General features: G+C 51.0%; 15 protein-coding genes. 12 read left to right on the top strand and 3 right to left on the bottom strand.

Annotated elements, in window-relative coordinates:
• Positions 1–56 precede the first annotated feature (56 nt).
• The 9 genes from ADJ24_RS22365 to ADJ24_RS22405 all read left to right on the top strand — a co-directional run bounded on the left by ADJ24_RS22365 (position 57) and on the right by ADJ24_RS22405 (position 8,694).
• Positions 57–2,198: a phage tail tape measure protein gene (locus tag ADJ24_RS22365; protein ID WP_048703845.1), complete on the top strand. Its 2,142-nt coding sequence runs from the start codon at positions 57–59 to the stop codon at positions 2,196–2,198.
• Positions 2,195–3,526 (top strand): DNA circularization protein, encoded by a 1,332-nt coding sequence (locus ADJ24_RS22370; RefSeq protein WP_048703848.1) that lies wholly within the window; start codon positions 2,195–2,197, stop codon positions 3,524–3,526. The genes ADJ24_RS22365 and ADJ24_RS22370 overlap by 4 nt, the downstream gene beginning before the upstream one ends.
• Positions 3,510–4,730: a phage baseplate assembly protein gene (locus ADJ24_RS22375; RefSeq protein WP_048703851.1), complete on the top strand. Its 1,221-nt coding sequence runs from the start codon at positions 3,510–3,512 to the stop codon at positions 4,728–4,730. The genes ADJ24_RS22370 and ADJ24_RS22375 overlap by 17 nt, the downstream gene beginning before the upstream one ends.
• A complete protein-coding gene (locus ADJ24_RS22380) occupies positions 4,714–5,319 on the top strand; it encodes a phage baseplate assembly protein V (RefSeq protein WP_048703853.1) in 606 nt (201 codons plus the stop codon). Before ADJ24_RS22375 ends, ADJ24_RS22380 begins: the two co-directional genes overlap by 17 nt.
• Before the next feature lie 89 nt (positions 5,320–5,408).
• Positions 5,409–5,759, top strand: a complete 351-nt coding sequence (locus ADJ24_RS22385; RefSeq protein WP_048703856.1) for a phage GP46 family protein — start codon at positions 5,409–5,411, stop codon at positions 5,757–5,759.
• Positions 5,759–6,826 carry a baseplate J/gp47 family protein gene (locus ADJ24_RS22390; RefSeq protein ID WP_048703859.1) on the top strand — a complete coding sequence of 356 codons (1,068 nt, stop codon included), beginning with the start codon at positions 5,759–5,761 and terminating at the stop codon, positions 6,824–6,826. The genes ADJ24_RS22385 and ADJ24_RS22390 overlap by 1 nt, the downstream gene beginning before the upstream one ends.
• Positions 6,823–7,395: a YmfQ family protein gene (locus tag ADJ24_RS22395; RefSeq protein ID WP_048703862.1), complete on the top strand. Its 573-nt coding sequence runs from the start codon at positions 6,823–6,825 to the stop codon at positions 7,393–7,395. Before ADJ24_RS22390 ends, ADJ24_RS22395 begins: the two co-directional genes overlap by 4 nt.
• The gene (locus ADJ24_RS25390; RefSeq protein ID WP_053085142.1) at positions 7,395–8,264 is read left to right on the top strand and encodes a gp53-like domain-containing protein; all 870 of its coding nucleotides are present in this window, start codon (positions 7,395–7,397) and stop codon (positions 8,262–8,264) included. The genes ADJ24_RS22395 and ADJ24_RS25390 overlap by 1 nt, the downstream gene beginning before the upstream one ends.
• Position 8,265: 1 nt before the next feature.
• Positions 8,266–8,694, top strand: a complete 429-nt coding sequence (locus tag ADJ24_RS22405; protein WP_048703865.1) for a tail fiber assembly protein — start codon at positions 8,266–8,268, stop codon at positions 8,692–8,694.
• Here ADJ24_RS22405 and ADJ24_RS22410 read toward each other — a convergent pair.
• Both ADJ24_RS22410 and ADJ24_RS22415 read right to left on the bottom strand, forming a co-directional pair.
• Positions 8,675–9,139 carry a tail fiber assembly protein gene (locus ADJ24_RS22410; RefSeq protein ID WP_080974987.1) on the bottom strand — a complete coding sequence of 155 codons (465 nt, stop codon included), beginning with the start codon at positions 9,137–9,139 and terminating at the stop codon, positions 8,675–8,677. The two genes, ADJ24_RS22405 and ADJ24_RS22410, sit on opposite strands and share 20 nt — an antisense overlap.
• On the bottom strand, positions 9,111–9,500 hold the full coding sequence (locus ADJ24_RS22415) for a gp53-like domain-containing protein (protein ID WP_048703868.1): 390 nt from the start codon (positions 9,498–9,500) through the stop codon (positions 9,111–9,113). The genes ADJ24_RS22410 and ADJ24_RS22415 overlap by 29 nt, the downstream gene beginning before the upstream one ends.
• 29 nt (positions 9,501–9,529) lie before the next feature.
• Between ADJ24_RS22415 and ADJ24_RS22420 the strand changes: the two genes are divergently transcribed.
• From ADJ24_RS22420 to ADJ24_RS24690, 3 genes are all read left to right on the top strand, one after another.
• The gene (locus tag ADJ24_RS22420; protein WP_047063683.1) at positions 9,530–10,084 is read left to right on the top strand and encodes a recombinase family protein; all 555 of its coding nucleotides are present in this window, start codon (positions 9,530–9,532) and stop codon (positions 10,082–10,084) included.
• A gap of 639 nt (positions 10,085–10,723) precedes the next feature.
• A complete protein-coding gene (locus ADJ24_RS25395) occupies positions 10,724–10,990 on the top strand; it encodes a hypothetical protein (RefSeq protein ID WP_162200811.1) in 267 nt (88 codons plus the stop codon).
• Positions 10,991–11,064: 74 nt separating this feature from the next.
• A complete protein-coding gene (locus ADJ24_RS24690) occupies positions 11,065–11,520 on the top strand; it encodes a SymE family type I addiction module toxin (RefSeq protein WP_023310226.1) in 456 nt (151 codons plus the stop codon).
• A 43-nt stretch (positions 11,521–11,563) separates the two neighbouring features.
• On the opposite strand, the gene trpS is transcribed toward ADJ24_RS24690, so the two are convergent.
• Positions 11,564–12,565 carry a tryptophan--tRNA ligase gene (gene trpS, locus ADJ24_RS22430; RefSeq protein WP_023310227.1) on the bottom strand — a complete coding sequence of 334 codons (1,002 nt, stop codon included), beginning with the start codon at positions 12,563–12,565 and terminating at the stop codon, positions 11,564–11,566.
• Between the last annotated feature and the right edge of the window lie 99 nt (positions 12,566–12,664).

A 12,664-nucleotide genomic window follows, 5' to 3' on the forward strand; every position in this document is an offset into this window, starting at 1 on the left:
CAACCCGCACTGTCAAATCGCAACGCCGGAAGAAAGTCGGCAAACGGAGATAATCCATGGCGCGTAACTTACAACTGGCGCTGCAGCTGCTTGCCCGTGACACCGGCTCCAAAGTGCTTAAGCAGGCGGTGCAGGGCATCAGCCGTGATACCAAAGCGGCGCAAAAGACCGATGACGAGCTGGCGAAATCCCGCCAGCAGAACTCAGCCACAGCGATTCGCGCCTCCCGTTCTCTGATTGAGGAATACCGCCGCGCCAGTTCGGCGCGATCAACTCTTGGCATTCGCTCAGAGCGCGAGATTCAGCGTGAAATACAGCAGACCATGGCGGCCTATAACCGCCTTACCCGCACAGGTATGCTGTCCGCGAATGAGCAGAATCGGGCTTTCAGGGCGATGACTGACAGGGTCAAAACGCTGCGGACTGAGCTTGGTGGCGTGAATGACTCAATGACGCGCATGCAGCGCTTCCGTGCTGCAGGTTCAACCGTGGCAGCAGTAGCCGGTGGGTTAACCGCTGCGGGTATGATTATTAAAGACCCGGTTCAGCGTCAGATGGCCTTCGAACGACGTAATGCAGAAATAGCCAACACTGCATATAACGAGCTGTCTGGACCTGAGCGTATTAAAAAAATCCCCGTTATCAATAACGCTATCCGCAATGCGGTGCGCTACGGTGGCGGTACGCCTGAAGCAGCACAGGATACGCTGAATGCTCTGTTTGCAGGTAGTCTTGATGAAAAGACGGCTATGAAAATATTGCCTGATATTACTCGTTATGCTTCAGCATCAGGTGCTAACCCACAAGACCTGGCTAAAATTGGTATCAGCGCTATAAAAAACTTTGACATTGATCCGAAAGACTTACCTACTGTTTATGATAAGTCGATTCGTTCAGGGGAAAATGGCAAGTATGAACTTGCCGATATGGCGTCATCTTTATCATTAACGCTCACCAAAGCTAAGAGTATCGGTATGTCTGGTCTTGGTGATTTTGATAAGATATTAGCCTTATTACAGGCAAATGCGGAAACAGCAGGTGATAACAGTGCTGCATCTACTAACGTAAATAATTTACTTGATAAAATCACAAGTGCTGATATTCAAAATACTTTGAAGAATTATAAATTCAGAGGAAAAGGTGGAAAGGCACTTGGTTACATTGACTATTTGGCTGAGCAAAAGACAAATGGGTTAAGTACACCAGATATCGTTATGAATGCCGTATCGGGGATTGTATCAGCAGATAAAAGAGTTCAAAAACTAAGGAGCGAGGCAAAGAAATATAAAGGCACTGATAAAGAAAGCGATATCCTCGCAGCTTTGGATATTGTTGTTTCTTCAATCACGTCAAAAATAATTGCTGACCAGCAAGCTAGTACTGCTTTGAAAACAAATATAATGAAGCGTGAGTTTATAAAAGATCAAATAAAAGGAACTGAGAATTCGTCCGGGGCTGGAGCTGCATCTTTTGAAGTAATGTCATCAACCAATGATTTTAAATCGCAACAATTTGAATCAGAGAAAATGTTCTCCGAGCAGGATGCAATGAAACCTCTTGCCGATTTATACGGTGATTTGACGTCAAAACTCACCGATTACGCTAAAGAATATCCTGAGCTAACCACGGCTATTTCTGGTGCCACTACTGGCATTAAAGCCATGACAGCGGCTGCGGTAGCTTTTGCAGGGCTCAATTTCCTGACGGGCGGCGGAATAAAAATGCCAGGCTCTCCTGGAGGTGGAGTGCCATCTGCAGGAGGTTCTGCTCTGGGACGTGCCTGGTCCGTTATTCGTGGCGGAGCTGGCAAGGTATTAGCTCCACTGGCCCTTTATCAGGGTATGCAGGATGCCCCACTCGTTCACGTTGAGCGAGGTGATTCAGATGCACGTGAACGACTTAAGGTTGACAACTATTCCAATGAGTCAGCACGCATGCTAGATGCAGTAAAAGCCCGCCCCGGATTGCTGGATGCCGTGGATGAGGTCAAATCATGGTGGAGTTCTCCGGCCACAATGGGGCAAAACACACCAGCAACAACAGGCGTGCCGTCTTATCTGTTGCCTCAGCAGCAACAAAAGCCTCAGCCAGTAAACATCACCACTAAAGTCATGCTCGATGAGCGTCAGATTGCCGAGGCCGTCAATCAGTATAACGGCGATCAATCCGTTCGCGGCTCAACAGGAGGCCCGCAGTGAGCTGGGAAGATTCATTACAGGATGCCTCATTCAGGGGCGTTCGCTTCGATGTGGTTAATACCCGTGACAGCGCCAGCCGCGACATTGCGACGTATGAGTATCCCTATGTGGACGGTGGCGATGTTGATGACCTTGGCCGCAAGCCTCGTAACCTGCGAATGACGGTCCTTTTCTGGGGCGACGATTACGATGTGCGACTGCAGGCGTTTCTGGCCGCGCTGGATACACGCGGCAGCGCGGAGTTAATCCACCCGGTTTTCGGCTCCATGACGGGCATGCAGTGCATTGAGTATCAGGCTTCGCATGAAGCGGAGAACGTTGATTACTGCGTTGTCGAGGTGGTCTTTATCCAGGGAGGGCTTAATCTGCCTTTCTTTGGCAGCGACTTCCCGCTGTCGAAAGCCGATATCATTTTCAACCAGGCGCAATCTGCTCTGGAGAAAGCCCAGACGGCTATCGACAATATCCTCTCGCCTCTGCGTACTGCGAAAAAGTGGATGAAGAAAGCGAAATCGCTGGCAACCACGACGCTGAATATGGTGACCGTGCTTAAGGGGGAACTGACGGGATTTGTCAGTACCACCTCGGACTTTGTTAATTACCCAAAAGCGTTCATGAATGACCTGCAGAGTGCGCTGAGTCTGACGTCGTTTCAGTCCAAATCAAGTGTCAGTAATAATCCCGGAAGCTATTCACAGTCCTCAGACGTTTCCGGCACAACGGGCATCGTGATGGCCGACTGGAAGAATGGCCGTAATAATCTGCAGGATGTGGCCGCATTACCTCAGCAGATAGTGACCGGGCAAAAGACGGTTGCTGTTTCCGTTCCGGCAGGGTCATCAACCTCGGATATTACCGAGCTGGTAACGGCGGTAAAAATTCAGGTTGCAATCCAGCTGGCACTTGATGCTTCAGACATACTCAGTGACAGCAGCATCAGCGATATTCTGTCTCCTGTCGATATTGAGCAAATCACCAATGACACCAGGACGGCCATTCAGGAGGCAATCGACCAGACGCGGGACACCTTTGCTGCCGATACGCAAAACGTGAGTGCCGGTGAAACACCTGGTGGCGTGACCTGGCAACCCGTGGTTGAAGGACTCAAGGATATCGCCCTGACCGTTCAGGAGCTGGGCGCAGCGGTTATTACCAGCAGACCACCACTGACTACGCGAGTGGCATTGTCCGACACTAACCTGCATTTGCTGGCCCACCTGTGGTACGAGGACTACACGCGCGCCGCCGAGCTGCTGCGCCTTAATCCGACACTACGTAATCCTAACAATATCAAAGCCGGTGACGTTCTGAATGCCTACTCAAGATAAAGATTCGCAGAATACAGTGAGCCTGGTTATTGATGGCAAAATCCATAGTGCATGGAGCCGTTATCAGATTGACTCCGATTTTCTGATCCCCTCCGATGCATGGAGCGTAACGCTTGGGCTGCCTGATGGTATTTTCCCTCCGGCCATTAAACGTGGTGTGCCGGTGCTGGTCAGGGTGGGTAATGATGTTGTCATGTCCGGTCGGGTGGATGTGGTTCAGCGCCGGGTATCCCGTCAGCAGGTCTCTTTATCGCTTTCCGGTCGCGATGGCGCAGCCGTGCTTGTTGACTGCGCTTCACCCGTTTTTACCTCCCGCCAGCTCAGTCTTGAAGAAGTGATCGCGCAGGTTGTCAGACCGCTGGGGATAACGAACATCCGCATCGAGGCTGAATCATCCCTGCGTAATGACAAGGTCAGCGTGGAGCCCGGAGAACGTGCGTGGGATACCCTTGAACGTGCAGCTGCTGCACGCGGGTTATGGCCATGGTTTGAGCCAGATGGCACGCTGGTAATTGGAGGGCCGGACTACACAAAAGACCCCGTGGCCACGCTTGTTTTGAATCGTGACGGTCGGGGAAATAATGTCCTCGATCTCAGTGACCGGTCATCCATTACCGGGGCGTTCTCTGAACTGACAATGCTGGCACAGGGACACGGTCAGGGGAAAAAGTCAGGGAAACTGGAAGTTATTGACGTTGATGACCAGAGCGCTGAGGCTGAAGACGATGATGATGATGCCGACGCAATTTATGACAGCACTGGCTCTGCAGAGAATGGCTTTCATGGCTTACGTAGTACCGTTCGCGACAGTACAGTACCTTTCTATCGTCCGCAGATTATGGTTGCCGGTGATGCTGATAATCAGGCGCAGGTTGATTATCGCGCGAGAAAGGCCATGGCTGACGCCCGTCTGAACGGGTTTGATCTGACGGCTATTGTTAAAGGCCATCGCATGGATAACGGTCAGTTATGGCAACCGGGCCAGCGTATACGTGTCCGAAGCGAGCCACACGACATAGATGACATTTATTTCCTTATGGGAAGAGAGTTTTCAGGTGGACGGCCAGACAACACCATTACCACCCTGCGTCTCAAAGAGGACGCCATATGGATACCAGATGCTTATCCGAAAAAACGCAAATCACGTAAGCGTCGCGCCAAAGTAAATAAAGAGCTGGAGATTATCGATGTGGAACAAAATTGATTCTCGTATTAACACGGCGTTAAACCGTATAAGACAAGCCTTCAGGGGAGTTTTAATAAGGGTCAACAGCGGCGGTGATATTCAGACCATTCAGGGTAAAGGTCTGGCTACTGAGTCTCTGCAGGATGTGGAGATGTTCCAGCAGTACGGTTTTACATCCAACCCGCCCAGGGGGACTAAAGCCATTATGCTCCCGCTTAACGGGCGCACCAGTCATAGTGTGGTGATTGCCACGGAACACGCTGCATACAGGCTAAAGAGCCTGAAAAGTGGTGAGCTTGCCATTTATTCTGATGAAGGCAGCAACATTATTCTGAAGCGCGGAAAAATAATTGAAGTAAACTGCGATGAATATATCGTTAATACTAAAAAGCACACGGTGAATACCGAACAACATATTGTTAATACCAGAACGTATAAAACCACAGCCTCAGAGCGGGCAGATTTTGATACACCACTGCTGAAAGGCAGTAATGAAGTCGCTGACGGTAAGTCTACGCTGAACACCATGCGTGAGACTTATGACGGTCACGACCACAACCACGGCGGCGACGCAGGCACAACGCAGAAACCTAATCAGCAAATGTAATTTGTGGTAACGTAAGTTCTCCTTCAAAAGCAATACCCACTGAACCCCTTCACCGATAATTTAAATTTCCATGCCGATAGTATTACGGCATGGAAATGTTGATTGATCCAACGACCGGCGATTATACCGGCGACAGCTCAGACTCTTTAGCGAATGCCGTCTACTTACGGTTGATGACGCCCCTTGGCTCATGGTGGGCAGATCCAACTCTGGGCTCTCTTTTGCATACACTCCGCCGCGAAAAGGATGTGTCTCGCGTTCAGAAACTCGCGGTGCAGTATTCGCAGCAGGCCCTGCAGCCGATTATTGACGACGGTCGCGCCCAGTCCATTTCCGTTACTGCAGAGCACTGGCAAAAAGGCTGGATGCTGCTTCATATCACCGTCACGTCCGCGAGCGGAACGCCGCAGACCTGGAAATATCCGGTTAAGGTCAGCTGATGCCATTCATTACCAAAAATGCCGCGCAAATACGCACTGACATTCTGCGGGATATCAAAAATCTCCTGCAGTTGTCAGATGATAAGCTGGGCCCGGACAGCGACTGGTACATCAGGGCATCGAGTGTAGCCAGCGTTGCCGAGGGGCTTTATCAGCATCAGGGATGGATAGTCCGTCAGATCTTCCCGGATACTGCTGATTCGGAATTCCTCTATCTGCACGCCCGTTTACGTGGTTTAAGCAAAAAAGCAGCCAACAGCGCCTCCGGGCCTGCCACGTTTACCGGCGAACCAGGAGCGGTGGCCGCTGCCGGTCTTGTGTTCAAACGCGACAGTGTTTCGTGGACAACAACCGAAGATATTATTGTCGGGGCAGATGGAAAATCATCGGTAAACGCAGTGTCTTCTCAGGCCGGAACCACTGGTAACACCACCTCCGTCACATCGGCCACACTGACCACTACACCTGACGGGTTTGACAGCACAGTGACAGTCGGTCTGATGACTGGCGGGACGGATGAGGAAACGGATGCAGAGCTGCTTGCCCGTCTGCTTGAAATCATCCGCAGGCCTCCTGCAGGCGGTAATAAATATGATTACAAACGCTGGGCGCTGGAGGTATCGGGCGTATCCGCCGCATATGTTTACCCTTTGCGGCGGGGGCTGGGTACCGTTGATGTCGTGATCACGTCTGCAGGTGGGCTGCCGTCTCAGGATGTGATCGACAGGGTGCAGGCTCACATTGACGATGTCCGGCCTGTTACAGCAAAAAACACGCTGGTGCTCATGCCTGTCATCCGTACATTTGACGTGCTCGTGAAGGTATCACTGGAAGGCATCACCCTTGCAACCGCCAAACAGGAAGTCACCGCAACGCTGGAGGATGATGACTCACGCCGTGAGCCTGGGGTGGCATTTATTCGCAGCCAGGCGGGGACATTAATTTCTCTAATTCCGGGTATCACCGACTATGACATCGTTACACCATCGGCAAATATTCAACCGGTAATCGATGCCACGAAAGTCGAATGGCTCAGATTAGGAAATGTTGAGGTAGAGCTGCTATGAGCTACTTCACGCTGTTAAATCGCCTGCTGCCACTCATTTCGTACAGTCCGGGTCAGCCCCTGCTTGATGCATCATTGCGATCAGAAGCAGGCGTGTTCGACACTCTCGATACGTCTGCAGGACTTGTCGAAGGTGGCGTTACTCCATTTTATGCCCGCAGCCTTTTAGCTGACTGGGAGCGCGTTCTTGACCTTACTCCTGCTGAAGATGCCACATACCAGCAACGCCAGCAGCGTGTTCTGGCTAAACTGGCCGAGGTCGGCGGCCTTAGTATTCCGTACTTTATTCAGTTGGCCAGTAACCTTGGCTACATCATCACAATTGATGAACCGCAACCTTTCAGAGCGGGAGTTAACCGCGCCGGTGATCGCCTCTGGGTTGAAGACATTATTTGGGTCTGGCGCGTCAATATTCAGAACTCAGGAACGCAATCCTATCGCTTTCGCTCAGGCAGCTCAGCTGCAGGTGAGCGTCTGACAACGTTTGGTGATCCGATTATTGAAGAAGTCTTCCGTGATCTCAAACCAGCCCATACATTTTGCTACTTCGCATATCAGGAGAATGAATAATGCGGCCCTTAATGCCACCGGTGCAGACGCCGGATAATCTTTTCCATGATGGTAATCCGCTCACAGGTGAGTTGGGGACCATTGTTGATGCTGAGCATCTGAATAACGTGCAGGGGGCTGTCAGAGATGCGCAGTCGGAGCTTATTACTGTCCTGACCGCTGCCGGTGTTAATGTTGATCCATCTAAACAAAATCAGTTGTTAACAGCACTTAAAGCGCTGTTACTGAGTCGCTCAAATCCATTTGCTGATATCAAATCCGATGGTGCGGCTGCTATTGCGACCGCTCTCTCAAACCTTGGTTTGGGAAGATTTGACCAGGACTCAAGCGAAACCCGCATTTGGTCACCAGATAAAAAGTCCTATATTTTTATTCAGAATGGGGTTTGGGGGGCGTATTCGATAAATTCCCCAGCGGGAAATATTGCATTGCAATTAGCATCAGGTGGGACAGGTGCAAAAGATGCTCCTGGAGCACGTACTAACCTTGGGCTGGGTAATTCAGCTACGCGCGATGTCGGTACAACTGCGAATACCGTAGCAGCGGGTAATGATAGTCGTATCGTTAACGCCGTACAGCATAGCGAATTTACATCCGGGCCAGGTTGGGTGCGCTTCCCTGACGGAACCATTATCCAGACAGGAACGGCTATTGTAGGGTCCCTTTCATCACCAACGGCTATTTCATTTCCGATCCCATTTACACAGATGGGTTACAAGGTCACTACATCTTTTGATCAGGCCTCTGGTACTTCAAACGATTGCCCTAGTTTTGCAGTCTCTCCACAGGCGGTTAATTGGGCTTATTTTATGAGTTCACGAACTAATGGCGTAAACGCCGGGTGTAACTGGATAGCGATAGGGAGATAAAATGAAATATATTTATGATGCTAAAACGAATGCTTTCTATCCTGTTGAGTTAAAAGATAGCTACCTTGCCAAGGGGATATGGCCAGAAAATGGCGTAGAGGTTGACGAAGTTATTTTTGCAGAATTTCAGAATCCGCCAGAGGGTAAAATGAGGCTTGCGGATAATGAAGGCTATCCTTCATGGGCTGATACGCCGCCGCCGACCCATGAGGAACAGCTGGCAGCAGCTGAGGCAGAGAAACAATCACTGCTCAGCCAGGCTAACGATTACATAAACAGTAAGCAATGGCCCGGCAAGGCAGCGATCGGACGCCTCAAGGGTGGCGATTTAACTCAATATAATCAGTGGCTGGATTACCTTGATGCGCTGGAGGCGGTTGACACCTCCGGAGCACCCAATATCAAGTGGCCTACATCTCCGGTGAGATAGGCCAGGTAATATCCGGGGCCGTTGAGACATCAACGGCTTCAATATTATCCAGGTAATCTAGCCACGCGTTATATCTCGCTTTATCAGTGTCTTTTAAGCGGCCCATAGCCGCTTTTCCTGGCCACTGATTGCTGTTTATGTAGTCGTTTGCAGCATCAATACGGCTCTGCTTTTCAACCTCCGCTTGCGCTACAATTTCTTCATGGGTCGGAGGAGGAATGTCTTCCCATCCAGGTAATCCTTTTTTTCCAGCTACTCTTTTTTGTCCTTTAGGCGGCTCACCCGTAAATTCGTTATATATCTGCTCTGTTACCTCGACTGCATCCTCTGGCCAACCGATGCCATTGATATAATCATCTTTAAGCTCAAGAGGGAAAAAACTGTTGTATTTAGCGCTATAAAAATATGTGTTCACGTTAGCTCCCAATAGCAAAAAAGTATGCATTGAAACCCCCTGCACCGGACATGTACGCCCCAAACCCTGCGCCGTTAACGGTGTTATTCACCACTGCCAAAGTTGGCGAGGGGGTTCCACCAGAAAAGTTAATATCGGAAAATGTAAGCTGAATATTGCTTACCACACTGGGGAAATTGATAGGGAATGGAACTGAAATCTGTGTTTGCCCTACAGGGAAACCAGCTTTTCCCCACTGTAAGATTTTCCCACCTGGCAATTTTTGCCACCCACTCGCGTTGGTAAAACTGGACATATCAGGTATCTGTCCGGCACCGACTCCGACGTTCTTTGTTGCCGCTGTTCCCAAACCAACATTTTTGAGAATGACCATCCAGCTCACCAGTGGCATGCTTTCTGCCTTTTGCAGGGGATAAAACCATGTTTATTGGGTATGTAAGGGTGTCAACAAATGACCAGAACACTGCATTGCAGCGAACCGCGCTGGAATGCGCAGGATGTGAACTGATATTTGAAGACAAGATCAGCGGTAAAACCTCGGAGCGTCCAGGGCTAAAACGTGTGCTTAAGACGCTGGGAAAGGGGGATACGCTTGTGGTCTGGAAACTAGATCGCCTTGGGCGCAGCATGCGCCATCTTGTCCTGCTGGTAGAGGAGTTGAGGGTTCGAGATATCAATTTTCGCAGCCTGACCGACAGTATAGATACGTCTACCCCAATGGGACGTTTCTTCTTTCACGTTATGGGCGCATTGGCTGAGATGGAGCGTGAATTAATTGTGGAACGTACAAGAGCTGGTCTGGCAGCAGCAAGGGCTCAAGGCAGAGTGGGAGGAAGACGCCCGAAGTTTACAGCTGAACAGTGGGATCAGATGGGGAGACTAATTGCAGCCGGAGAAACACGGCAGCGAGTTGCGCTTATTTTCGATGCCGGTATATCCACTCTTTATCGTCGGTTCCCGGCTTCATCATTTTAATCAGGTGAGTTGCGTGGCGTTTTAATTTGCACTGTGCGCAATAGCGGTATTTCGCTCGGTTGCTGCGGTGCATAATTTTATGCGTTTCGGTGCGAAAAATTTCGCCGCGCTACAGCAGCGGACCATGGCGATGCCTCTTGTAGTTGTCTTGACTATAGTAAGAGATTGTACCACAAATTTTATACTGAAGTCATATTTTGCGATTTGAAGTTAAATTATATTGTCTAAATTAGTATTTGGTTCTTAATGTTCTGACATGTTATTCCCTGATGGTCTTTCGTCGTGTACGCTCATATTTTGTTCCTATTGGGGGGCCATACCAATGGGAAACGACGAAAACGATGTTGATGCTCAGGATTCAGGTATTTTTATTGCTCTTCGGTAATCCACCATTATATTCGTGCGGTCTTAGCTCGCTGTAATATCCAACGATATAGTCCGTTATTACGTGAGCTGCATCGCTGAAGCTTATGCGTCTTCCGCTGCGGGCCAAAGCGTTGTAACAGGTTAAGTAGCTGGTTGTGGACCTCAGTTCCGTAATCAAACAGTCGCGCATGCCCCTGCTGATAGTTCGCCAGCACGTAAAGCAGCAATAAAGGCTTATGCGGCGCACGCTGTTCGCCTTTGCGCCAGATGGTGATGTCGGCAATTGCCTGTTCGAGAGTTTTACTGGAAGCCATTGCGTTACGGAAGAAGGTAAATAATTGCGATGATGCTCGCAAAACCCAGACCAATCAACCCGCAATCAATAAAAACATCACTTTACCGCACCCAACCCTATTTCCTGAATCCCCCTCGCAAATTCCAAATTTACCCAACACCAAACCGCTGTATTTATATTCAGCCCTGTATAATGAGCACCAGAAATTACGCCAACCGGCAAAAGGAAGTATCAAAGAATATTAAAGAAGAATTCGCGATATGAAGGTGCTGCAACACCCCCATACCGCTAACCACCAACAACTGAAAAGGAGTTGAAAATGGCTGCGACGAATTTTAAGCCAGAGTTTACTGTTTGCAAAACAGAATCAGACGCTTTCACCGGCATGATTGAAAACCGCGAGCTGGTACGCAAAAACAGCGCCCGCCGTCTTCACGGCAACCCGCCCAACGCGGCCCCCGTCCATCCTCGCGCGGAAACGCCGCAGGACAGTGCAGCTTGCTGCGAACTGTATGCGCGCATAGACATGAAATACCTTCTTCTGGGCGGCGACTGGTTAACCCGTGCAGGCTTTATCAACGGTATGCCGGTAAAAATCCGCGCCATGAAAGACTGCATTGTGATTACGCCGCAGCATACAAGAGAATTATGGGGATGCCTGGAAGGGATGAGTGTGGTGAATATAAATAAGCAGAAAGTCGCGCAGTGGTTAAAAACGTTTCCGGGCGCGTTGAATGACACCGGCGATATTCCGGTGATTAAGCGCAACGTCTGATAAATATCCCGGCCCTGCGCCGGGATATTTATTTATGCCGCTCTCAAAACACCGGCACCCCCAGCCCAATCTTCACCTCCCTCAACGTCCCTTGCGTCACCCCCTGCGCCCGTTCCGTCCCGCGCTTCAGCATCGCCATCAACTCGCCCTTATCCTGCATATACATCGCCCTCCGCTCCCGCATCGGCGCAATCAGCTCCTGCAAACACGCCTCCAGCTCGTTCTTGCACGCCCGGTCCCCAAGCCCGCCAGCCTGATAGTGCGCCTTCATCGCCGCCACTTTCTCCTTGTCCGGATGAAACGCGTCAAGGTACGTAAACACCACGTTCCCCTCAATCTGCCCCGGGTCGCTCACCTTCAGGTGGTTCGGGTCGGTGTACATGGCGCTGACCGCACGGTGAATCGTCTCTTCGCTGGACGAAAGGAGCAGCGTGTTGCCCAGCGATTTCGACATCTTGGCGCTGCCGTCGATGCCGGGCAGGCGGCTGGTGTCGCTCAGCATCGCCTTGCAGTGGCGCAGCACCGGGGCGGGCAGCAGGCTGTTCATCTTGTGCACAATCTCGTTGGTCTGCTCAATCATCGGCAGCTGGTCGTCGCCGACGGGCACGCACTCGGCCTTAAACGCGGTGATGTCCGCCGCCTGGCTGATGGGGTAGGCCATAAACCCGACCGGCAGCGAGCGGGCAAAGCCCTTCTGCGCAATCTCGTTTTTCACCGTCGGGTTACGCTCCACGCGGGCGACGGTGACGATGTTCATATACAGCATCGTCAGCTCGGCGAGGGCGGGCAGGGCGGACTGCAGGCAAATCGTGGTCAGGTTCGGGTCGATGCCGGCGGCGAGGTAGTCGGCCAGCACTTCGGGGATGTTGTCGCGGATCTTCTGCGGGTTGCTACCGTTGTCGGTCAGCGCCTGCAGGTCGGCAATCAGCACAAACTGGTTGTGCGTCTGCTGGAGCGCCACGCGCTGGCGCAGCGATCCGACGTAGTGGCCGAGGTGCAGCGGGCCGGTTGGGCGGTCGCCGGTGAGGATGGTTTGCGGGTTCATAAAGACTCCTTAACGTTGTAATGCCGAAAGGGGTCTTAGATGTGAGAAAGCCGCCTTTCGGCGGCTATCTGAAAATGGGGAAAACTACTCCGTGCCGCC

The organism is Enterobacter sp. 940_PEND, from assembly GCF_001059415.1.
GTDB classification, from domain to species: domain Bacteria; phylum Pseudomonadota; class Gammaproteobacteria; order Enterobacterales; family Enterobacteriaceae; genus Enterobacter; species Enterobacter cloacae_M.